The sequence below is a fragment of the Castellaniella denitrificans genome (assembly GCF_027214045.1).
Taxonomy (GTDB): domain Bacteria; phylum Pseudomonadota; class Gammaproteobacteria; order Burkholderiales; family Burkholderiaceae_B; genus Castellaniella; species Castellaniella denitrificans_A.
Window position 1 is genome coordinate 39,374 of the sequence record NZ_JAPWHE010000005.1, and the last position, 18,962, is coordinate 58,335.

Sequence of the window (18,962 nt, forward strand, 5' to 3'; positions counted from 1 at the left end):
AAAGCCATGAAAAAGACACCTCGGGCCGCTCCCCGGCCGGATGACCCGGATCGCGCGCAGAAGGCGGGGCCGTTGCCGCGCGCGGCCGACCGCATCCGCAGCAGCGCGCAGGATCTGTTCTACCACCAGGGCATCCGGGCGGTCGGGGTGGATGCGATCGTCGCCGAAGCGGGTGTGACCAAGCCCAGCCTCTATCGCAGCTTTGGTTCGAAGGACGATCTGGTGGTGGCCTATCTGAGGGACTACGAGACCGAATTCTGGCGGCGTTTCGAGGCCGCGGTCGAGGCTCATCCCGGCGATCCGCGCGCGCAGATCCTGGCTTATTTCTCGGGGTTGACCGAACGGACCTCCCGGTCGGAGTATCGGGGCTGCGGCTTGACCAATGCATGCATCGAATACCCCGAACCCGACCATCCCGCCCGGCAGGTGTCGGTGGCCAGCAAGCGACGGGTGCGCGCGCGCCTGACCGAACTGGCAAGCCAAATGGGCGCGCGCGATCCCGAAGCGCTGGGCGACGGCCTGCTGCTGTTGCTGGAAGGCGCTTGCGCATCCAGCCAGGTGCTCGGCGCGGAGGGGCCGGTGCGTCACCTGGCGGATGCGGCGGCCCGCCTGATCGACGCCAGTCTGAAATAGGGCGGGTTCTCAGGCGGTGCGCGCGGGGCCGGACACACTGCCGAAGATCGGTTCGGTCTCGATGAACGCCTGCAGGTAGTCCAGCAGCGCGCGCACCCGGGCGGGCAGATAGCGCTGCTGCGGCCACACCGCGAACAGGGGCCTGGGCCTGGGCAACCAGTCTTCGAGCAGGCTCGACAGGGTGCCGCGCGCGATGCCGTCGAGCGTGAAGGTGGCGGGGCAGAGCAGGATGCCCAGGCCGGCCTCGGCCGCGGCGAGCGCGAGCCGCATTTCATTGGCCCTCAGGCGCGCGGCGGGCCGCACAGTCGACTCGATCCCGGTGGCGGGGTCGCGCAGGGACCATTCCTGCAGCGGCATCGAGACGACCGCGTCGTGCGCGGCCAGATCCCGCGCGGTGGCGGGCGTGCCGCGCCGGGCCAGATAGGCGGGTGCGGCGACCAGGCGCACGCCGATCTGCCCGAGGCGTCTGTGGGTCAGCAACGAATCGGCCTGATCGCCGACCCGGATGGCCAGGTCGGCGCCGCTTCCGACCAGATCCTGAATCGTGTTGCTGAGCTGGAATTCCAGACTGACCTCGGGATGCCGCCGCAGGAATCCGAGCCAGGCGGGCGTGAGAGGGCCGCTGGCGAGATTCACTGGCGCCAGCACGCGGATGTGGCCCGCGATGCGGCGCAGGTTGTCGTCCAGGGAACGGGTGGCCTGGCCCAGCGCGTGGATCAGAGGCCTGCATTGTTCATAGTATTGCAATCCCTCGGCGGTCGGCTGGAGCCGGCGCGCGCTGCGGTGCAGCAGGCGGCAGCCAAGTTCGCGCTCGAGAGCCTGGAGGCGGCGGGTGACCGTGGCGGCGGGCATGTCGAGGCGTTCGGCGGCGGCGCTCAGGCTGCCGGCTTCGACGATGGTGACGAACAGGGCCAGGGCGTCCAGCATGCTATCGCTCTATGATTGCAATTATCGAAATTATAGATTGATAGATACGATCTGGTTCCTGCTTTGGATGGAATTCATACTGTGAACCTATCCACACAGGAGCTTTCCATGTCTTCCACCCAACGCCTTCGCCTCGTCTTCGCCGCGCTGATGTCCCTCTGGATGTCCCTCTTGATGACCGCTTTCGTGGTCTGGCTGAATCTCGGCCTGGATGCGGCCTATCTGCGGCATTGGGGACACGCCTTTGCCGCCGCCTGGCCGGCGGCGTTCACCATCGTGCTGCTGTTCGGGCCGGCGGTGCAGCGGCTCAGCCAGCGGGTGTCCCACTGGCTGCCCGCGCCTGGAGGACGGGATTGACCTCAGGCGTCGGCTCCGCAGCCCTCCAGCGCGGGATAGTCCGTGTAACCTTCGGGGCCCGGGGCGTAGAAGGTCTCGGGCTGAGGCGCGTTCAGGGGCGCGCCCTGCGCGAAGCGGGCGGGCAGGTCCGGGTTGGCGATGAACAGCCGGCCGAAGGCGGCCGCGTCGGCGCGTCCCTGCGCCAGCCAGTCGGCCGCTTTGTCCAGATCGAGGGCCTCGTTGGCGATCAGGCGGCCGGGGAATTTCGCGCGCATCATCGGCGCCAGGCTGTCGGGGCCTTCGTATTCACGCAGGCACAGAAACGCGATGCCGAGCCGGCCCAGGGCCTCTGCCACGTGACCGAACGTCTCGGCCGGCCGGTCGTCTCCCATGTCGTGGGAATCGCCCCGGGGAGACAGATGCACGCCGACGCGGCCGGGCGCCCAGGTTTCCAGGACTGCGTCCGTGATTTCCAGCAGCAGGCGGGCGCGGTTCTCGACCGGGCCGCCATAGGCGTCAGTGCGCCGGTTGGTGCGGCTTTGCAGGAACTGGTCGATCAGGTAGCCATTGGCGGCGTGGATCTCCACGCCGTCGAAACCGGCGGCCAGGGCGTTTTGTGCGCCGCGCCGGTAGGCTTCGACGATGCCGGGGATTTCCCCGGTTTCCAGGGCGCGCGGCGTGACATAGGCCTTTTTGGGACGCACCAGACTGACGGTGCCGGCGGGCTGGATGGCACTGGGGGCGACCGGGGCCGCGCCGTCCAGATACAGGGGGTCGGAGATGCGGCCGACGTGCCAGAGCTGCAGGACGATGCGTCCGCCCGCCTCATGCACGGCGGCGGTGACTTTCTTCCAGCCCTCGATCTGGGCGTCGGACCAGATGCCCGGGGTGTCGGGGTAGCCGACGCCCATCGGGGTGACGGCCGTGGCTTCGCTGATGATCAGGCCCGCGCCGGCGCGCTGTCGATAGTATTCGACCATCAGTGCGCCGGGAATGCGTCCGGGTTCGGCCCGGCAGCGGGTCAGGGGGGCCATGATGATGCGATTGGGCAGCGACAGGTCGCCGAGCTGGAGTGGATCGAACAAGGTATGCATGGAGGATTTCCAGAGTGGCTGGTGTGTACGTTTTGGACGATAGATGATACGTACCTGTAAGTAACATTGTCAAGCATCTTGGCCCGCGCGCCGGCCGCCGGAACCGGGTCCGGGCGTGTCGCTGCATGGGAATACCCACCCGGGCGCGCGCCTGGAGAGGCACAATGAATGGATGCGGCGTCCGGACGCGAAATCCGCCATCCGGCGGCCGATATCCAGGGTCCGGTGATCGGTCCGGGCCGACTCAAACAGGAGACGCATGATGGCGAAGAAATTGCTGATGCTGGTGGGCGACTATGTCGAAGACTACGAAGTCATGGTGCCCTTTCAGGCGCTGAAGGCCGTGGGACACGATGTCGACGCAGTGTGCCCGGGTAAGCGGGCGGGGGAATGGGTGGCCACGGCCGTCCACGATTTCGACGGCGCCCAGACCTATAGCGAAAAGCCCGGGCACCGTTTCACGGTGAACCGGGATTTCGACGCGGTGGACGCGGCGGCCTATGACGGGCTGGTGATCCCCGGCGGCCGCGCGCCTGAATACCTGCGCATGGACGAGCGGGTGCTGGCCATCGTGCGACACTTCGCGGACGCCGCCAAACCCATCGCGGCGATCTGCCATGGGGCTCAACTGCTGGCGGCGGCCGGCGTGCTCAAGGGGCGTACTTGCTCCGCGTATCCGGCCTGCGCGGCGGAAGTCCGCCTGGCGGGGGGCCAATACGCCGACATCGCGGTAGATCAGGCGCATACGGACGGCAATCTGGTGACCGCGCCGGCCTGGCCCGCGCATCCGGCCTGGATCGCCCAGTTCCTGGCGGTGCTGGGCACGCGCATCCAGCACTGACGCGCCGCTTCGCGGGGCGGGCGGCGCCCGTCCCGCCTCCCGCCGCCGAAACGGATCTTCCGGATTGCGCATCCAATGGCCCGAAACGCGGCGATTTCCGCCGCGCACATCGGGAGATTCTCATGTCCTCACGTTCATTTCTGACGGCCGTGGCGGCCGCCGCGGCCCTGGGTCTGGGCGCGCCCGCGGTCCAGGCCGCGGACGCATCCGTGGTGAAGGCGCCGCCGGCCGCCCCCTACAAGGCGGTCAGTTCGCTGGTGAAGCTGCCTGATTTCGTCCCCGGCATGGGGCGGTTGTTCGTCGATCCCGCCACGCTGCCGGCCGGGCCGTTCCTGGGCTACGACCATGAGGGCCGTCTCGTGAACGCCACCTATATGATCCCGCTGTCGCTGATGAAGCCCGACATGCATCTGAACGATCTGAAGGTGCCGGCCGGCGTCAAAGTGGACCACGTCGACATCGTGTACAACGCGGGGCATCCTGGCGTGGAGGAGCCGCACATCCACATCGTGTTGTGGAACGTGCCGGCCGCGCAGGAAAGCAGCGTGACGAAATGAGCGCGCCTGTGCATGACCCGCGCCGCCGGCTGCTGCTGGGCGCCGGCGGCGGCCTGCTGCTGGCGGCCGTTCTGCCACGGCCGGCGGGCGCCGGCGACGCCCTGGAGATCGGCATGTCCGGCACATCGACCGGATCCGAAGTCTGGTTCCGGCCCCGGGGTTTGCTGGTGCGGCCTGGCCAGGCCGTCCGCTGGCTCAATCGCGATGCGGGCAACGTCCATACCTCCACGGCCTATCACCCGGCCAACGGCAAGCCGCTGCGCATGCCGGAAGGCGCGAAGCCATGGAACTCGGACTACCTGCTGCCCGGGCAATCCTTCACTGTGGTATTCGATATACCCGGCGTCTATGACTATTTCTGCCTGCCGCACGAGCATGCGGGGATGGTCGGGCGGATCGTGGTGGCGGGTGCGGATGCCGCGCGTCCCTATGCCGCAACGGATGCGCGACTGCCTTCGGCAGCCGCCGCCGGCTTTCCGGATGTGGCGGCCATCCTGAAACAGGGCCGGGTCGATTGACCCGGCGCCGGGCCGGGAACGGGCGAGTCTGTCGCGTCCGGTTCGGGCCCGGATGCTTCAGTGAGCGGCCGCCCGCGCCCGCGCCAGCACGCCGGACACGATGCGGTCGCAGCGGTCGCCGGCGAAGGAGAACGCGCCCGCCGCACGCGGATCGAAATCCGGCCGCAGTGCTTCCTGCAGCAGACGGCGGGCACGCATGAATCGTACGCGCACGGTGGCCTCGGGCAACCCCAGGACAACGGCGACCTCGGCGGCCGGCATGTCCTCCACGGCGCGCAGCATGAAGACCGTGCGGTAGAGGTCGGGGAGTTCGTCGATCCGTTGTTCCAGCCGCCGCCGCAACTCGGCGCGCCAGGCCTGTTGGTCGGGGCCGGCTGTTGCGGGGGCGGCGGTATCGGGATCGTGCATCGGCATGGCGTCCTGTTCGTGAGGAACCTGGTATGCGGATTGGATGAGGTTCTCGCGCGATTTGTTTCGCCTGCGGCGCATGAGGGCCTCGTTGATGGCGATGCGCGTCAGCCAGGTCGCGGGCCGGGCCTCGGCGCGAAAATCCTGCAAATGTCCATATGCTTTCCACCAGGCCTCCTGGACGGCGTCTTCGGCTTCGGCCTCGTCGCGCAGGATGCTGCGCGCCGCCCGGTAGAGTGGCTGGTTGTGACGGCGCATCAGGGCTTCGAAGGCCGCCAGGTCGCCGTCCGCCGCGCGGCCGATCAGGGCGAGGTCGTCCGCCGCCGCCGGATCGTGCTGGAACTGGATGTCCACATGAACTCCTGAAAGAATACCGTCGGCATTGGATGCGGCCGGACCGGAAAACGTTTCGTGCCGTGCCGGGGAGGCGGCCTGATGCGCGACGCCTCCGCGCGGCGGCATGCGTCAGGCCGGTTTGCGTCCGGGCAGGTCTTCCAGGGTCTGCAGAGCCAGGTTGGAGTGGGCGTAGGCGCCGCCCGCCCGCATTTCGGCCGCCACCCAGATGGCTTCCATGATTTCCGCGTCGGATGCGCCGGCGCGGGCCGCGCCTTCGGTGTGGCCCTTGATGCAGTAGGGGCACTGGGTCACGTGGGCCACGGCCACGGCGATCAGTTGCTTGGTCTTCGCGTCCAGCGCGCCGGGCGCGAACACGGCCTTGCTGAAGGCCTTGAACGCGGACAGGGCCTCTGGCGCGAGTTCGGCGCGCCGCTTGGCCAGCCCGGCGGTGGGGTGGGGATACATCGGTGCATCCATGATGCGGGTCTCCTGGGGCTTTGATCGGAACCATCATAGACCCGCGTTGAAGGTGCCGCCAGGAAAGCCCCGGGCCGGGCAGGGACTCGGCGCGTCCATCCGGGACCGGGTTCGGCAGGCCTACAATGGCGGTTTTTCCGTTCCGGGTGAATCGTATGGAATCCCGCCGGCCCATGGACGGCCTGGCCTGCGGCCTGATGCTGGTGTTGTGCCTGATCTGGGCCATGCAGCAGATCGTGCTCAAGGCCACCGCCACGGACTTCGCCCCCATGTTCCAGATCGCCGTGCGCAGCGCCGTCGCCGGTGTGTTGTTGGGCTTTTTCATGGCCTGGCGCGGCGAGCGCCTGGCCGGGATCCTGGGGCTGTGGCGCCCTGGGCTGCTGGCCGGCACCCTCTACGCCCTGGAGTTCGTGCTGGTGGGCGAAAGCCTGCGCCATACCTCGGCCGGTCACGTCGTGGTGCTGCTCTATACGGCGCCGATCTTCGCGGCGTTGGGTCTGCACTGGAAACTGCCCGATGAGCGCCTGGCCGCCGTGCAGTGGCTGGGCGTGGCGCTCGCCTTCGGCGGGGTGGCGCTGGCGTTCCTGTGGCGTGATGACGGCGCCCAGGCGGCGGGCGACGCCATGCTATGGGGCGATCTGCTGGCCTTGCTGGGCGGAGCCGCCTGGGGCGCCACCACTGTCGTGGTGCGGGTGACGCGGATGGCCGCCTTGCCGGCCAGCCAGACCCTGATGTACCAGCTGGTGGTGGGGGCGGCGTGGCTGCTGGCGGTTTCGTTCCTGTTGGGGCAGACGGATGTCCGCATGACGCCGACGGTCTGGGCCAGCCTGGCTTTCCAGACGGTTTTCGTCGCTTTTTTCAGCTACCTGACCTGGTTCTGGCTGCTGCGCAAGTACCTGGCGTCCCGCCTGGGCGTGTTTTCTTTCCTCACGCCGCTGTTCGGCGTGGTCCTGGGAGCCTGGCTGCTGGATGAACCGCTCGGGGCGGGTTTCCTGGGGGGCACGCTGCTGGTGGTGTCGGGCGTCGTGCTGCTGAGCGGCTACGGCTGGTATCGCCAGTGGCGGGGTCGGCGGATCTGAGACGGAGCGGCTCAGGGCGCGACCGAGGCGCCCTGGATGCCATGGCGCGCCAGCGACCGTGCCACGAAGCCGGACGCCTTGCAGCGTTCGACGAAGTCGGCCAGTGCGACGGCGGCGCGCGCCGGGCGCGATTTCGGCAGGCCCATGGCCTGCTCGATCACCATGAACCGGCCAGGCAGTAGCCGCACGCCGCCGACCCGGTCCGCGTCGGCCTGGAGTTGCTGGCGCACCCCGGCGGCCACTTCCTGGCCGCCGGTCAGGAAGTCGTCCACCACGCGCTGTGAATTTTCCGCCCGCACGATTTCGGCCTGTTCCAGATGGCGGCCGAGATACAGATCGTAGGCGCTGCCCTGGCCCACCACGACGCGGTGGCCGGGCCGGTCGACCTCGGCATTGTCGCGCAGCGGGGAGTCCGCGCGCACCAGATAGGCGCCTTCGATGAGCACGTAGGGTGCGGTGAAGGCGATGCCCTCGCCGCGTTTGGGGTCGATGGCGAAGAAACCGATGTCGGCGGCCTCGCCAGTGACCGCCTCGACCGACTGGATGGCCTTGTCGAACACCGCCAGCGCCAGTGCGACGCCGAGTTCCCGCGCCAGTTCTCCGGCCAGATCCACGGACACGCCCGAGACTTCGCCGGTGCCGGCGTCGCGGCGGGCCAGCAAGGGGTTGCCCAGGTTGATGGCGGCGCGCAGGACGCCGGTGGGGGCGAGATCGTCGGACAGGGGCATGGCGGGTTCGATGGGGAGGCTGGTGATGCGATTGTAGAAGGATCGGTGTACCGTAGCGCATTGCCTCGCTTTCCGGAGTCTTCCATGTCGCATGCCGCCGCCCCGATTCCCGCCATCCCGCCCGACACGGCGCGCGCTGTCGTGTCCTTCTGGCGCGAGGCCGGCCCCGCACGGTGGTTTTCCAAGGACACCGCCTTCGATGCCGCGTTTCGCGAGCGTTTCCAGGATGCCCATTTCGCGGCCGCGCGGGGCGAACTTGAAGGCTGGCTGGATCAGCCCGAATCGGCCCTGGCCCTGATCCTGCTGCTGGACCAGTATCCCCGCAACGCCTTCCGGGATACCGGCCACATGTTCGCCACGGACGGTCTGGCCCTGGCTTGCGCGCGCCGGGCGCTCGTCTTCCTGGACCGGATCGAGCCCGCCCTGCGCGGCTTCGTCTGCCTGCCTTTCATGCATGCCGAAGACCTGGCTATCCAGGAGGAATCCGTGGCCCTGTACGAGCGCGAGGTGCCGGCATCGCTGCACTGGGCGGTCGAGCATCGCGACATCGTCCGGCGTTTCGGGCGGTTCCCGCACCGCAACGGTGCCCTCGGGCGCGATACCACGCCCGAAGAACGGCGCTTTCTGGACAACGGCGGATTCGCGGGATGAGGCAGGACACAGAGCAGTCCCTGCGGACTGCTCTGTGCCTGACGAATCCGACCGGCATGCAGGCCGGGAGGTGGGGGGGATGCGGCAACTGTAAAAGAGCAGTCCCTGCGGACTGCTCTGTGCCTGACGAATCCGACCGGCATGCAGGCCGGGAGGTGGGGGGATGCGGCAACTGTAAAATGGTCCCAGCCTGACGAATCCGAACCGCTGACTCCAAGCCTCCCATGTCCGATCCCCGCCCCGCCTCTCTGATCATCGAGCCGTCCGCTGGCGAGCCCGCGCAGCTCTTCGTCGTGCTGCATGGCGAATCGGCCGCGCCGGATCAGGTGCTGGACCTGGTGGCGGCGATCCGCCAGGCCTTTCCCCAGGCGCTGATCGTCCAGCCCCAAGGGCCGTTCGGCGCGGGTCCGGCCCGGCGCTGGATCGCCCGGACGAACCCGGACGCCGAGTCCTACGTCGGCCTGGTGGCCGAAGCGGGGACCGCACTGGCGGTCGAAGTCCGCGCGCTGCAGCGCGATCGTGGCCTGAGCGGTGAACAGACCGCTCTGGCGGGATTTTCCGAGGGCGCCGCCGTGGCGCTGGAAGCCGTCTGCGCCGATCCCGGCCTGGCCGGCCGGGCGCTGTTGTTCTCCACCCGCTTCGCCACGCTGCCGCAGGCCGCGCCTATGCTGACCACCCTGCACCTGCTGCACGGCGCGGCGGACCGCGTCGCGCCCGTGGACCAGGCGCGCCAGGTCCATGGTCACCTGGCCGAGCTGGGCGGCGACGCGACCCTGGACATGGCGTCGAACGTCGGCCATGAACTGCATGACGCCTTGATCCGTCAGGCCATTGCGCGCCTGCAGACCTATCTGCCGCAACGCAGCTGGGAAGCCGTGATGGGGGCGCCGGACATGCGGGTCGACGAGTACGACGCCGACGATGGCGCGTCCGACGCGGACGCCGGGGACAACGGCACCCTGCACTGAACGGATTCGCCGGACGCGCGAGGCCGCGCGCGTCCGGTCTTACAGCCCCTGGCGCCGCCGGAAGGCGCGGCCCGCGGCCTGGGCGCACAGCACCAGCAGCGTCGACAGCACGATCATGAACAGGCCCAGGGCCGACAGCTTGCCCCAGAGGCCATCGTCGGCGTAGCCCAGGATCTGGATGGCCAGGACTTCCGTGCCGGGGCGCGACAACACCACGGACACGGTCAGCTCGCGCAGGAACATGGTCGCCATCAGAATCCACGCGGACACGATGCCCGGGACCAGCAGCGGGATCACGATGCGTCTCAGGGTGACCAGACGGCTGGCTCCGCAGACCAGCGAGGATTCTTCCAGGTGGCCGTGGATCTGCACGAAGGCACTGGCCAGGGGGCGTACGCCGTAGGGCAGGTAGGCCGCGATATAGGCCAGCAGCAGGGCGGTCAGCGTGGAATAAAGCGGCGTCTGGACAAAGAACCACATGAAGCCGATGCCGATGACGATGCCGGGGAAGGAGAACGACAGAAAGCTCAGCGTTTCCAGCAGGGTCGCCAGGGGGCCGCGTGTCTTGACGACGACGTAGGCCACGCCCAGGGACAGCGCCACACCCAGCGTGGCCCCCGCGATCGCCAGGAACAGGCTGTTGCGCAGCGCCAGCAGGGCGCCGGGCTCGTGGAAAACGGCAATCCAGTGGCGCAGGTCCATGGCGGCGAAGGCCTGCGCGCCGGGTGGCATGACGTAGGGCACCAGCGAGGTATACAACAGCACCAGTACCGGCAGCACGACCATCAGCAGGCACAGCAGCCCGACGGCCAGGCCCAGCGGACGCCGCATGGCGCCGAGCTCGACCAGGCCGGGCCGGAAACCGCGCGCCGAAACCGTGACGTACTTTTCGCCCTCGGCCGTCAGGGCGCGGTAGAGCACGATCAAGGCGATGGAGGCCGACAGGACGCTCATGCCGACGGCGGCGGCCTGGCCGTAGTCCGGGGCGAAGCCGGTGGAGATCATGTCGTACAGATAGGTGGCCAGCACGTCCACGCGGCCCGGTGTGCCCAGGACCCGGGGGACGGCGTAGGACGCCAGGCTGCGCACGATGCCCAGGACCAGGGCCGCCAGGATGGCGGGCCGCAGGACCGGCAGGGTGACCCGCAGCAGGGTGCGCGTCCAACCGGACCCCGACACGCGCGCGGCCTCTTCCAGCGAAGGGTCGAAGGCGGCCATGGCCGGGGCGATGATCAGATAGGCAATGGGCATGTTCAGCAGCCCCTCGACCAGGGTCATGCCCCACAGCGAGTAGATGTCGAACGGCGCCGACTCCAGGCCGAACAGCCCCTGCAGCGCCTGGTTGAGCAGGCCGTTGCTGGGGTTCAGCAGCAGCGCCCAGCTGGCCGAGAACAGCAGGTGCGGGATCATCATCGGGACGATGGACAGCACTGTGAACAACGGTTTGGCGGGGATGTCGGTGCGGGTGTTCAGGTAGGCCAGGAACAGGGCCAGCAGCGTCGCCAGCAGCGACGAACCCAGCACGAACGCCACGGTATTGAAAGCGACGTCCCACAGATACGGATCAGTGTAGGCGCGGACATATTTCGACAGGGTGAACTGTCCGAAGGCGGTCAGGCCTCGGGACAGGCTGCCCAGCAGCAGCATCAGGACCGGGCACAGGGTCAGGAAGCCGACCAGGATGATGAGGGCCCAGCTCAGGGCGCGCGACTGGGAGCGGGCGTGCATGGCGGTCTCAGGCGCTCAGCAGCAGGCAGTGGGCCGGGTCCAGGCGGATTTCGACGCGTTCCCCGGGCGCGGTCCGGACGTCGGGGTCGATGCGCGCCAGCAGCCGTTCGTCGTTGACACGGATCTCGGCCTCATAGACCTCGCCGACGAACTCCATGGATTCGATCGTGCCCTCGATGACGTTGAAACCCGGCCCGACCTCGTGGCGCGTGACGCGGATGAATTCCGGGCGGATGCACAGCGTGGCCTCGGCGCCCTCGGGCAGATCGCGGGCCTGACAGTGGATCGTGCCCAGGCCGCAACGCGCCAGCGTGAAGTCGCTTTCCCGGTGTCGGACGATGGCCTGGAACTGATTGGCCCGGCCGATGAAATCCGCCACGTAGCGGTGCTGCGCGTCGAAGTACATGTGCTGCGGGGTTCCGGTCTCGATCACGCGCCCGGCCTGCATCACGGCGATCGTGTGCGACAGGGCCAGGGCCTCGACCCGGTCGTGCGTGACGTACAGGGCGGTGATGCCGAGTTCGCCCAGGAAACGGCGCAGCAGCTTGCGGGTCTCCTCGCGCAGCTTGGCGTCCAGATTGGACAGGGGCTCGTCGAACAGGATCACGCGCGGCTCGGCGACCAGGGCGCGAGCCAGGGCCACGCGCTGCTGCTGGCCGCCCGACAGGCGTGTGGCGGGCTGCTGTTCGACGCCACGCAACTGGACGAATTCCAGCGCCTGGGCGACTTTCTCGCGGATCCGCGCCCGGGGGGCGCCACGCACCTGCAGCGGATAGGCAATATTGTCGAAGACCGACAGGTGCGGCCAGATGGCGTAGGTCTGGAACACCATCCCCAGGCCGCGTTTTTCCGTGGGTACGGCGATGCGGCGTTCGGCCGACCAGACGATTTCGTCGCCGATGCGGATTTCACCGGCGTCCGGGGTTTCCAGGCCGACGATGCAGCGCAGCAGCGTCGTCTTGCCGCAACCGCTGGGCCCCAGCAGGGTGAAGATCTCGTTGGCCGGGATCGTCAGGTCGACGTGGTCCAGCGCGGCGACGGTGCGGCCCTCGGACCGGTAGGTCTTGCACAGGCCCTCGATACGGATTTCCATGGCGTGCGCCGAGGTCAGCGGGCGCCGAACAGCTTGCCGAACTCGCGCCCCCAGCGCTGCAGCTCCTGGTCGGAAAGGTCGCGCACGGGTTTGACCCGGACGCGGTCGATACCCGGGATCGGGGGGTGCACGCCCGGGGCCAGCACGTATTCGCCCACGTCCTTGGCAAGCAGCGACATGGCCTCATGACCCAGCCAATAGTCCACGAACGCGCGCGCGGCGGCCGGGCGGGGCGCCTGGGCCGTCACGGCGATGGCGCGGGGCGAGCCCAGCAGCGGACCGGACAGAGGGCCCCAGGCCAGCGGCGCGGGCGCTTTGGTGACGATGTACTTGGGCATGGAGATGGCGATGCGCTTTTCACCGCTTTCGATGGGCGCCGGGGTAGGGCCGAACGAGGCGACGAACATGGGCTTGTTGGCCGCCAGCGCCTTGACGAACCGCATCCATTCGTCCTCGGAGGCGAACACCTGTTCCTTCAGTCCGACCAGCCAGGAGATCGTCGATGCATGGTTGGAGGGGTTGGCCATGACAATCTGATCGCGCCATTTCGGGTCGCCCAGGTCCTGGTAGGTCCTGGGGGCGTCGGCGGCCCGGACGTGGCGGGTGTTGTACAGGTAGGAGACGTATTCCACCCCGAACAGCGTGATGTGCCCGTCCCGGGTGGCCCAGTCCGGGTAGCCCTGCGCGGCTGGAGACCGGTAGGGCGCCAGGATGCCTTGTTCTTTCAGGAGCTCCAGCATGGGCAGGGGAGCCTGCACCACGTCCGCCGTCAGTTTTCCGGCGGCGGCCTCGGTCAGCAGGGTGGGGATGAACTTGGAGCTGGAGATCCGCGTGTATTCGCCCTGGATGCCGGTCGCCTCGTGAAAGGCGGCCATGATGGGCTGCACGGCCGTGATGTTGGCGAAGAACGTGGCCTTGCCTTCGGCTCGGGCGGCGGCGAGGGCGGCCGCCGTGTCGTCGGCGGCCCGCGCCCAGGCGGGCAGGCCGGGCAGCGCGGCGGCGCCCGCCAGTTTCAGGAAGTCTCTGCGTTCGAAGGAAGGCGGCTTCATGATTGACTCCTGAATGATGTTTTTGGCATGGTAGTGTGCGCAACGGCCAGAGGCAAGCAGGCCGGAACTCAGGAGATGACATGGAAAGGCGGATGTTCGGCGCGACGGGGCGCCGGGTGGCGGTCCTGGGCCAGGGCAGCTGGTATCTGGATCGGGCGGCCGACCGGGCCGCGGCGGTCGCCGCCTTGCGGCGCGGCCTGGACCTGGGCATGACGCATATCGACACGGCCGAGATGTACGGCTCGGGGGCTGCGGAGTCGCTGGTTGGCGAGGCGGTCCGGGGCCGCCGCGACGAGGTGTTCCTGGTGTCCAAGGTGCTGCCCTCGAATGCGGGCCGGCGGGCCGCCGTCCAGGCCTGCGAACGTTCCCTGAAGGCCCTGGGCACGGACCGCCTGGACGCCTATCTGTTGCATTGGCGTGGCGACGTCCCGTTGGAGGAGACCTTCCGTGCCTTCGAGGATCTGAAGGCCGCCGGCAAGATCCGCGCCTACGGAGTCAGCAACTTCGATGTGGACGACCTGGAAGAGGCCTGGGCCATCCTGGGGGCCGGCAAGCTGGCCTGCAATCAGGTGCTCTATCATTTAGAGGAACGGGCCGTCGAACACACCGTCATTCCCTGGTGCCGCGACCACGATGTGGCCGTGGTGGCCTACAGCCCTTTCGGACACGATACGTTTCCGGAAGAGGACTCTGCGGGCGGCCGCGAACTGGCCGGAATCGCACGGGCGCGCGGGGCGACGGCGCGTCAGGTGGCGCTGGCCTTCCTGACCCGGGAGGATGGACTGTTCGCGATCCCCAAGGCAGCGGACGAGGCGCATGTGCGAGACAATGCCGCGGCGGGCACCCTGCGGCTTGCACCGGCCGAGATCGCGCGGCTGGACGCCGCCTTTCCCAGGGGACCGCGTCCCGCTTTTCTGCCGATGATCTGAGGTGATCCCCGGGCGAGCGGGCGGGCCGGGAAGGGCGGTGTCCCGGCCGCCTTACAGCAGCGCCTGGCGCAGGGCCTCGGGGGACCGGGGCGACAGCAGGCCGGGCGCCACGTCGAAGACGGTGCGGGCGCCGGTTTCCCCGGCGGCCTTCATCCGCCAGGCGGCGCGCGCGTAGGCCACCAGCACGCTGGACGTGAACGCCGGGTTGCTGTCGAGCTTCAGGGAAAATTCCATCGTCTGGCGCTCGGCGCTGGCTGTCTGGCCGCTGCGGATGACGAAGCCGCCATGCGGCATGCCGGCGTGTTCCCGGGCCAGGGTGGCCTCGTCGATGAAGCGCACCGTGGTGTCGTAGTCCGCGAAGTAGTCCGGCATGGCGACGATGGCCTGCTCGACAGCCCGCGCGTCTGCACCCGGTTCCAGCACCACGAGGCATTCGCGCCGGTGCTTTTCGCGGGGCGAGAGCGACGGCTGTTCTCCTGCGCGCACGCGCGCGACCGCTTCCGGGACGGGGATGGTGTACTGCACCCCGGCCCGCACGCCTGGCACGCGCCGGATGGCGTCGGAATGCCCCTGGCTAAGGCCCTTGCCCCAGAAAGTGTGGGTGGCGCCGGCCGGCAGAATGGCCTCGCCCATCAGGCGGTTGATGGAGAACAGGCCCGGGTCCCAGCCGACCGCGATGATGGACAGGTTGCCATGCGCGCGGGCGGCGGCGTCGATGGCCTCGAAGTACCGGGGAATCCGGGCGTGGGTGTCGTAGCTGTCCACCGTCGTGAACGATCGGGCCAGCTCGGGGCCCTGGTCGGGCAGGTCGTCCTTGGATCCGCCGCACAGGATCATGACGTCGATGTCGTCGCGGTGCGCTGCGGCCTCGTCCAGGGGCAGGACCGGCGTCGCAGGGTCGGGCAGGCGCAGCGAGGTGGGATCACGGCGCGTGAAGACGCCCGCCAGGCGCATGTCGGGGCAGCGGGCCAGGGCCGCCAGGGCGCCGCGCCCAAGGTTGCCGTAACCGGCGATGCCGACGCGGATCGTGTCTGAAGCCATGGAATTCCTTCGGGTAGCGTGAAGATGACCGCCAGACCGGGCTCTGGCGGCGAACGCGGCGGGTCTTGTCGTGCGACAAGGTTTGATTGTATCGGCTCACCGGGGCGGCGATGTCGCGGTGCTAGAATGGCGCCCATTTTCAGAGGGCCCCTGACGGTTCAGGCATTCCCCCGCCGGGCGCGAGCCCCGGAAAATCCTTGCGGAGTATCCCGATGACGTCCAACGTCCTGAAACCCAACCCCCTGCTCCAGTTCGTCGGCGGCGGCAACCTGGTGACGCGGATCCTGATCGGTCTCGTCGCCGGCGTCGTCCTGGCGCTCGCTTCTCCTGACGCGGCCCGGGCAGTCGGTCTGCTGGGCGGCCTGTTCGTCACGGCGCTGAAATCCATCGCCCCGATTCTGGTCTTCGTGCTGGTGGCCGCCTCGATCGCCAATCATCAGCGGGGCGCCCAGGCGCGGCTGGGACCGATCCTGGTCCTGTATCTGGCCGGTACCTTCGCGGCAGCGGTGGTTGCGGTGGTGGCCAGCTTCATGTTTCCTCTGACCATCCGCCTGCAACTGGGCGAGGTCGCGATCAACCCGCCCGGCGACGTGACCGAAGTCCTGCGCAATCTGCTGCTGAGCGTGGTGGACAACCCCGTGCGCGCGCTGGCCGATGCCAACTACATCGGCATCCTGGCCTGGGCCATCGGTCTTGGGATCGCGCTGCGTCACGCCAACGCATCCACCAGGCATGTCATGGCGGACCTGTCGGTGGGGTTGTCGCATATCGTCAGGGTCGTCATCCGCACGGCCCCGATCGGGATCTTCGGGCTGGTCGCCTCGACCATCGCCGCGACCGGATTCAGCGCGCTGCTTGACTACGCCCGCCTGCTGACGGTGCTGCTGGGCTGCATGCTGTTCGTGGCATTGGTGGTCAACCCGCTGATCGTGTTCCTGCGGCTGCGGATCAATCCCTATCCGCTGGTCTTCACCTGTCTGCGCGAATCCGGCGTGACGGCTTTCTTCACGCGCAGCTCGGCGGCCAACATCCCGGTCAACATGGCCCTGTGCCGCAAGCTGGGCCTGGATGAGGACACTTATTCCGTATCCATTCCCCTGGGCGCCACCATCAACATGGCCGGTGCCGCTGTCACCATCACGGTGCTGACGCTGGCGGCGGTCAACACCCTGGGAATCGCCGTGGACTTGCCCACGGCGCTGCTGCTGAGCCTCGTGGCGGCGGTCTGCGCCTGCGGGGCGTCCGGCGTGGCCGGCGGGTCGTTGTTGCTGATCCCGGTGGCCTGCAGCCTGTTCGGCATTTCCAACGACCTGGCGATGCAGGTCGTCGGGGTGGGCTTCATCATCGGCGTGCTGCAGGATTCCGCCGAGACGGCGTTGAATTCCTCGACCGACGTGGTGTTCACGGCCGCGGGGGCAGGCCTCCCTCGGTCCAGCGCTCGATGAGGGGCCAGAGGGCTTCCGGAGAGTCGGCGATGGCGTCGGCGCCCCAGCGGGCCGGGTCGTCCAGCGAGCAATAGCCGTAAGCGGCGGCCACGGTCGCCATGCCGGCCGACTGGCCGGCCACGATGTCGCGTTCGTCGTCGCCGATGTAGATGCAGCGTTCGGGTGCGACGCCGGCCTGGCGGGCGGCGTGCAGCAGCGGCTCCGGATGCGGCTTGGTGTGGGGCGTGGTGTCACCGCCCACCGTCACCAGACAACGTTCCTGCAGGCCCAGGTGGCGCACGATGGGCAAGGCCAGCGATTCGACCTTGTTGGTCACGATGCCCCAGCCGTAGGCCTGGCCGCCCAGCAGATCCAGCAGTTCCGGAATGCCCGGGAACAGCCGGGTGCGCACCAGCATGGCTTCGGCGTAATCGCGCAGAAATTGTTGGCGCACGGCTTCGTATTCCCCGGACCGGGCGTCGAGATCCAGGGCGGCCTTCAGCAGACCGCGCGCGCCGTGCGAGGCATGCGGACGCAGGGCTTCGTAGGGCAGGGGGGGCAGGCCCCGATAGTGGCGCTGGCGGTTGGCGGCGGCGGCCAGATCGGGCGCCGTGTCGGCCAGGGTGCCGTCGAAATCGAACAGGACGAGGCGGCGCATCGTGGTCATTCCGGGCGGCGCGCGGCCATCAGGTAGTTGACGCTGGTGTCTTGCGTCAGGCTGTAGCGCCGGGTCAGCGGCTGGTAGCCCATGCCGGACAGTCCGACGACCTCCAGCCCCGCCCCGCGCGCGGCGGCGGCCAGTTCGCTGGGCGTGATGAAATGTTCGTAGCTGTGCGTGCCGCGCGGCAGCATGCGCATGACGTATTCCGCCGCCACGATGGCCAGCAGGAAAGATTTCGGATTGCGGTTCAGCGTGGAGAAACAGACCAGGCCGCCCGGGCGGACCAGCCGGGCGCAGGCGCCGACGACCGAAGCCGGGTCGGGCACGTGCTCCAGCAGCTCCATGCAGGTGACCAGGTCGAACCGGCCGGCCTGATGTTGCGCGTAGTCCTCCGCGCTGACGCATTCGTACTGGACCTGGACACCCGACTCGTGGCCGTGCAGACGTGCGATCTTCAGGGACTCCTTGGCCAGATCGATGCCCGTGACCTGGGCGCCTTCGGTCGCCATGGCTTCGGCCAGCAGGCCGCCACCGCAGCCGACATCCAGCGCCCGCAGGCCGTCCAGCGAGCCGGCCTGGGCACGGATCCAGTCCAGGCGCAGGGGATTGATGTCGTGCAGGGTCTTCAGTTCGCCTTGGGGATCCCACCAACTGGAGGCGAAGGCGCTGAATTTGTCGAGTTCCGCCGGGTCGGCGTTGGCTGCGTGCATGGGGCGGGCTCCAGGGGATCCAGAAATGAATAGGGCTCCGTTGAACGGAGCCCTATTGTAGCCGCCGAGCGATGTGCGCGGCGGCCTCGTGCGGCCAGCGGAATTACTTGCGGGTACCGACGATTTCGATTTCCACGCGGCGGTTCTGAGCGCGGCCCTGGCGGGTCTTGTTGGACGCGACAGGTTGCAGTTCGCCCTTGCCTTCGGCGTAGATGCGGTCGGCCGGCACGCCCTTGCTGATCAGGTATTGCTTGACCGTGTTGGCGCGACGCTCGGACAGCTTCTGGTTGTAGGCTTCGGTGCCGATGGAGTCGGTGTGACCGGTGGCGATGACCGTTTCCAGATTGACCGAGCCGGCTTGCTGGGCGACTTGATCCAGCACCTGCTTGCCTTCGGGCTTCAGGGTGGCCTTGTCGAAGTCGAAGAACGTGTCGGCGTTCAGGACGACCTTGCTGGCGGTCGGGGCGACGACGGGGGCTTCGGCGACGGGCTTGCCGCAGCCTTCGGCGGCAGTGGCCGGCGTCCAGAAGGCATCACGCCAGCAGTTCTGGCCGCTCGCGTCCTTCCAGACGTGGCCGTCCACGTTGGTCCAGTTGTCGGAGGCCGAAGCGGTGCCGACGGCGGTCATGGCAGCGATGGCGAGTCCAATAGCGATTTTGGAGGGTTTATTCATGTTTCTCCTCGTTTGAGCATGATGCTTGAAAGTGACCGCAGCGAACCCCCGCCGCATATCGAAAGAACGCTTCCAGTATAGCAATGTCGAGTTGGAATGCT

Annotated in this window: 22 protein-coding genes; 10 read left to right on the forward strand and 12 right to left on the reverse strand. The window is 68.4% G+C overall.

The window, feature by feature from the left end:
• Positions 1–6: 6 nt before the first annotated feature.
• On the forward strand, positions 7–633 hold the full coding sequence (locus O4H32_RS08560; RefSeq protein WP_269358254.1) for a TetR/AcrR family transcriptional regulator: 627 nt from the start codon (positions 7–9) through the stop codon (positions 631–633).
• A 9-nt stretch (positions 634–642) separates the two neighbouring features.
• Here O4H32_RS08560 and O4H32_RS08565 read toward each other — a convergent pair whose 3' ends face one another.
• On the reverse strand, positions 643–1,560 hold the full coding sequence (locus O4H32_RS08565; RefSeq protein WP_269358256.1) for a LysR family transcriptional regulator: 918 nt from the start codon (positions 1,558–1,560) through the stop codon (positions 643–645).
• A gap of 108 nt (positions 1,561–1,668) precedes the next feature.
• On the opposite strand from O4H32_RS08565, the gene O4H32_RS08570 reads away from it, so the two are divergent.
• Positions 1,669–1,917 carry a DUF2798 domain-containing protein gene (locus O4H32_RS08570; protein WP_269358257.1) on the forward strand — a complete coding sequence of 83 codons (249 nt, stop codon included), beginning with the start codon at positions 1,669–1,671 and terminating at the stop codon, positions 1,915–1,917.
• A 2-nt stretch (positions 1,918–1,919) separates the two neighbouring features.
• Here O4H32_RS08570 and O4H32_RS08575 read toward each other — a convergent pair whose 3' ends face one another.
• Positions 1,920–2,990 carry an alkene reductase gene (locus O4H32_RS08575; protein ID WP_269358259.1) on the reverse strand — a complete coding sequence of 357 codons (1,071 nt, stop codon included), beginning with the start codon at positions 2,988–2,990 and terminating at the stop codon, positions 1,920–1,922.
• 262 nt (positions 2,991–3,252) lie between these two features.
• Here O4H32_RS08575 and O4H32_RS08580 point away from each other — a divergent pair, with 262 nt between their 5' ends.
• From O4H32_RS08580 to O4H32_RS08590, 3 genes are all read left to right on the forward strand, one after another.
• Positions 3,253–3,831, forward strand: coding sequence for a DJ-1/PfpI family protein (locus O4H32_RS08580; RefSeq protein ID WP_269358574.1), 579 nt, complete (start codon positions 3,253–3,255; stop codon positions 3,829–3,831).
• A 122-nt stretch (positions 3,832–3,953) separates the two neighbouring features.
• Positions 3,954–4,388 (forward strand): DUF5602 domain-containing protein, encoded by a 435-nt coding sequence (locus tag O4H32_RS08585; RefSeq protein WP_269358261.1) that lies wholly within the window; start codon positions 3,954–3,956, stop codon positions 4,386–4,388.
• Positions 4,385–4,906 carry a plastocyanin/azurin family copper-binding protein gene (locus O4H32_RS08590; RefSeq protein ID WP_269358263.1) on the forward strand — a complete coding sequence of 174 codons (522 nt, stop codon included), beginning with the start codon at positions 4,385–4,387 and terminating at the stop codon, positions 4,904–4,906. The genes O4H32_RS08585 and O4H32_RS08590 overlap by 4 nt, the downstream gene beginning before the upstream one ends.
• Before the next feature lie 57 nt (positions 4,907–4,963).
• Here O4H32_RS08590 and O4H32_RS08595 read toward each other — a convergent pair whose 3' ends face one another.
• The gene (locus O4H32_RS08595) at positions 4,964–5,668 is read right to left on the reverse strand and encodes an RNA polymerase sigma factor (protein WP_269358265.1); all 705 of its coding nucleotides are present in this window, start codon (positions 5,666–5,668) and stop codon (positions 4,964–4,966) included.
• 111 nt (positions 5,669–5,779) lie between these two features.
• Positions 5,780–6,127, reverse strand: a complete 348-nt coding sequence (locus O4H32_RS08600; protein WP_269358266.1) for a carboxymuconolactone decarboxylase family protein — start codon at positions 6,125–6,127, stop codon at positions 5,780–5,782.
• Positions 6,128–6,282: 155 nt separating this feature from the next.
• Between O4H32_RS08600 and O4H32_RS08605 the strand changes: the two genes are divergently transcribed.
• Complete coding sequence (locus tag O4H32_RS08605) at positions 6,283–7,206, forward strand: DMT family transporter (RefSeq protein ID WP_269358267.1); 924 nt, start codon at positions 6,283–6,285, stop codon at positions 7,204–7,206.
• 11 nt (positions 7,207–7,217) lie between these two features.
• Here the strand turns inward: O4H32_RS08605 and O4H32_RS08610 are convergent, their stop codons facing one another.
• On the reverse strand, positions 7,218–7,934 hold the full coding sequence (locus O4H32_RS08610; protein ID WP_269358269.1) for an ABC transporter substrate-binding protein: 717 nt from the start codon (positions 7,932–7,934) through the stop codon (positions 7,218–7,220).
• A gap of 84 nt (positions 7,935–8,018) precedes the next feature.
• Here O4H32_RS08610 and O4H32_RS08615 point away from each other — a divergent pair, with 84 nt between their 5' ends.
• Together O4H32_RS08615 and ypfH are read left to right on the forward strand one after the other, a co-directional pair.
• Positions 8,019–8,585, forward strand: coding sequence for a DUF924 family protein (locus O4H32_RS08615; protein ID WP_269358271.1), 567 nt, complete (start codon positions 8,019–8,021; stop codon positions 8,583–8,585).
• 224 nt (positions 8,586–8,809) lie between these two features.
• A complete protein-coding gene (gene ypfH, locus O4H32_RS08620; RefSeq protein WP_269358273.1) occupies positions 8,810–9,553 on the forward strand; it encodes an esterase in 744 nt (247 codons plus the stop codon).
• Positions 9,554–9,592: 39 nt separating this feature from the next.
• Here ypfH and O4H32_RS08625 read toward each other — a convergent pair whose 3' ends face one another.
• The 3 genes from O4H32_RS08625 to O4H32_RS08635 are packed head-to-tail and all read right to left on the reverse strand — an operon-like array spanning position 9,593 to position 13,423.
• On the reverse strand, positions 9,593–11,281 hold the full coding sequence (locus O4H32_RS08625) for an ABC transporter permease (RefSeq protein ID WP_269358275.1): 1,689 nt from the start codon (positions 11,279–11,281) through the stop codon (positions 9,593–9,595).
• Positions 11,282–11,288: 7 nt separating this feature from the next.
• Positions 11,289–12,374, reverse strand: a complete 1,086-nt coding sequence (locus O4H32_RS08630; protein WP_269358277.1) for an ABC transporter ATP-binding protein — start codon at positions 12,372–12,374, stop codon at positions 11,289–11,291.
• A 14-nt stretch (positions 12,375–12,388) separates the two neighbouring features.
• Positions 12,389–13,423, reverse strand: coding sequence for an ABC transporter substrate-binding protein (locus O4H32_RS08635; RefSeq protein WP_269358279.1), 1,035 nt, complete (start codon positions 13,421–13,423; stop codon positions 12,389–12,391).
• Between the two features lie 80 nt (positions 13,424–13,503).
• Between O4H32_RS08635 and O4H32_RS08640 the strand changes: the two genes are divergently transcribed.
• Positions 13,504–14,352, forward strand: coding sequence for an aldo/keto reductase (locus tag O4H32_RS08640; RefSeq protein ID WP_269358281.1), 849 nt, complete (start codon positions 13,504–13,506; stop codon positions 14,350–14,352).
• A 51-nt stretch (positions 14,353–14,403) separates the two neighbouring features.
• On the opposite strand, the gene O4H32_RS08645 is transcribed toward O4H32_RS08640, so the two are convergent.
• The gene (locus O4H32_RS08645; RefSeq protein ID WP_269358283.1) at positions 14,404–15,393 is read right to left on the reverse strand and encodes a diaminopimelate dehydrogenase; all 990 of its coding nucleotides are present in this window, start codon (positions 15,391–15,393) and stop codon (positions 14,404–14,406) included.
• Between the two features lie 212 nt (positions 15,394–15,605).
• Between O4H32_RS08645 and sstT the strand changes: the two genes are divergently transcribed.
• Entirely contained in the window at positions 15,606–16,838 is a 1,233-nt protein-coding gene (gene sstT / locus O4H32_RS08650; RefSeq protein ID WP_269358285.1) for a serine/threonine transporter SstT, read from the forward strand.
• On the opposite strand, the gene O4H32_RS08655 is transcribed toward sstT, so the two are convergent.
• The 3 genes from O4H32_RS08655 to ompA form a co-directional block, all read right to left on the reverse strand.
• Positions 16,795–17,475, reverse strand: a complete 681-nt coding sequence (locus O4H32_RS08655; RefSeq protein ID WP_269358287.1) for an HAD family hydrolase — start codon at positions 17,473–17,475, stop codon at positions 16,795–16,797. The genes sstT and O4H32_RS08655 overlap by 44 nt on opposite strands.
• A 5-nt stretch (positions 17,476–17,480) precedes the next feature.
• Positions 17,481–18,188 (reverse strand): bifunctional 2-polyprenyl-6-hydroxyphenol methylase/3-demethylubiquinol 3-O-methyltransferase UbiG, encoded by a 708-nt coding sequence (ubiG, locus tag O4H32_RS08660; protein ID WP_269358288.1) that lies wholly within the window; start codon positions 18,186–18,188, stop codon positions 17,481–17,483.
• Positions 18,189–18,291: 103 nt separating this feature from the next.
• Positions 18,292–18,861: an outer membrane protein OmpA gene (gene ompA / locus O4H32_RS08665; RefSeq protein WP_269358290.1), complete on the reverse strand. Its 570-nt coding sequence runs from the start codon at positions 18,859–18,861 to the stop codon at positions 18,292–18,294.
• Positions 18,862–18,962 lie beyond the last annotated feature (101 nt).

What these genes read in the sequence shown, in the direction of transcription:
- O4H32_RS08600 (WP_269358266.1), bottom strand. Translation starts at nt 6,127, where the DNA reads ATGGATGCACCGATGTATCCCCACCCCACCGCCGGGCTGGCCAAGCGG.
- sstT (WP_269358285.1), top strand. Translation starts at nt 15,606, where the DNA reads ATGACGTCCAACGTCCTGAAACCCAACCCCCTGCTCCAGTTCGTCGGC.
- O4H32_RS08625 (WP_269358275.1), bottom strand. Translation starts at nt 11,281, where the DNA reads ATGCACGCCCGCTCCCAGTCGCGCGCCCTGAGCTGGGCCCTCATCATC.
- O4H32_RS08635 (WP_269358279.1), bottom strand. Translation starts at nt 13,423, where the DNA reads ATGAAGCCGCCTTCCTTCGAACGCAGAGACTTCCTGAAACTGGCGGGC.
- ubiG (WP_269358288.1), bottom strand. Translation starts at nt 18,188, where the DNA reads ATGCACGCAGCCAACGCCGACCCGGCGGAACTCGACAAATTCAGCGCC.
- O4H32_RS08560 (WP_269358254.1), top strand. Translation starts at nt 7, where the DNA reads ATGAAAAAGACACCTCGGGCCGCTCCCCGGCCGGATGACCCGGATCGC.
- O4H32_RS08645 (WP_269358283.1), bottom strand. Translation starts at nt 15,393, where the DNA reads ATGGCTTCAGACACGATCCGCGTCGGCATCGCCGGTTACGGCAACCTT.
- O4H32_RS08610 (WP_269358269.1), bottom strand. Translation starts at nt 7,934, where the DNA reads ATGCCCCTGTCCGACGATCTCGCCCCCACCGGCGTCCTGCGCGCCGCC.
- O4H32_RS08585 (WP_269358261.1), top strand. Translation starts at nt 3,954, where the DNA reads ATGTCCTCACGTTCATTTCTGACGGCCGTGGCGGCCGCCGCGGCCCTG.
- O4H32_RS08615 (WP_269358271.1), top strand. Translation starts at nt 8,019, where the DNA reads ATGTCGCATGCCGCCGCCCCGATTCCCGCCATCCCGCCCGACACGGCG.
- O4H32_RS08605 (WP_269358267.1), top strand. Translation starts at nt 6,283, where the DNA reads ATGGAATCCCGCCGGCCCATGGACGGCCTGGCCTGCGGCCTGATGCTG.
- ompA (WP_269358290.1), bottom strand. Translation starts at nt 18,861, where the DNA reads ATGAATAAACCCTCCAAAATCGCTATTGGACTCGCCATCGCTGCCATG.
- O4H32_RS08655 (WP_269358287.1), bottom strand. Translation starts at nt 17,475, where the DNA reads ATGCGCCGCCTCGTCCTGTTCGATTTCGACGGCACCCTGGCCGACACG.
- ypfH (WP_269358273.1), top strand. Translation starts at nt 8,810, where the DNA reads ATGTCCGATCCCCGCCCCGCCTCTCTGATCATCGAGCCGTCCGCTGGC.
- O4H32_RS08580 (WP_269358574.1), top strand. Translation starts at nt 3,253, where the DNA reads ATGGCGAAGAAATTGCTGATGCTGGTGGGCGACTATGTCGAAGACTAC.
- O4H32_RS08570 (WP_269358257.1), top strand. Translation starts at nt 1,669, where the DNA reads ATGTCTTCCACCCAACGCCTTCGCCTCGTCTTCGCCGCGCTGATGTCC.
- O4H32_RS08575 (WP_269358259.1), bottom strand. Translation starts at nt 2,990, where the DNA reads ATGCATACCTTGTTCGATCCACTCCAGCTCGGCGACCTGTCGCTGCCC.
- O4H32_RS08590 (WP_269358263.1), top strand. Translation starts at nt 4,385, where the DNA reads ATGAGCGCGCCTGTGCATGACCCGCGCCGCCGGCTGCTGCTGGGCGCC.
- O4H32_RS08565 (WP_269358256.1), bottom strand. Translation starts at nt 1,560, where the DNA reads ATGCTGGACGCCCTGGCCCTGTTCGTCACCATCGTCGAAGCCGGCAGC.
- O4H32_RS08640 (WP_269358281.1), top strand. Translation starts at nt 13,504, where the DNA reads ATGGAAAGGCGGATGTTCGGCGCGACGGGGCGCCGGGTGGCGGTCCTG.
- O4H32_RS08630 (WP_269358277.1), bottom strand. Translation starts at nt 12,374, where the DNA reads ATGGAAATCCGTATCGAGGGCCTGTGCAAGACCTACCGGTCCGAGGGC.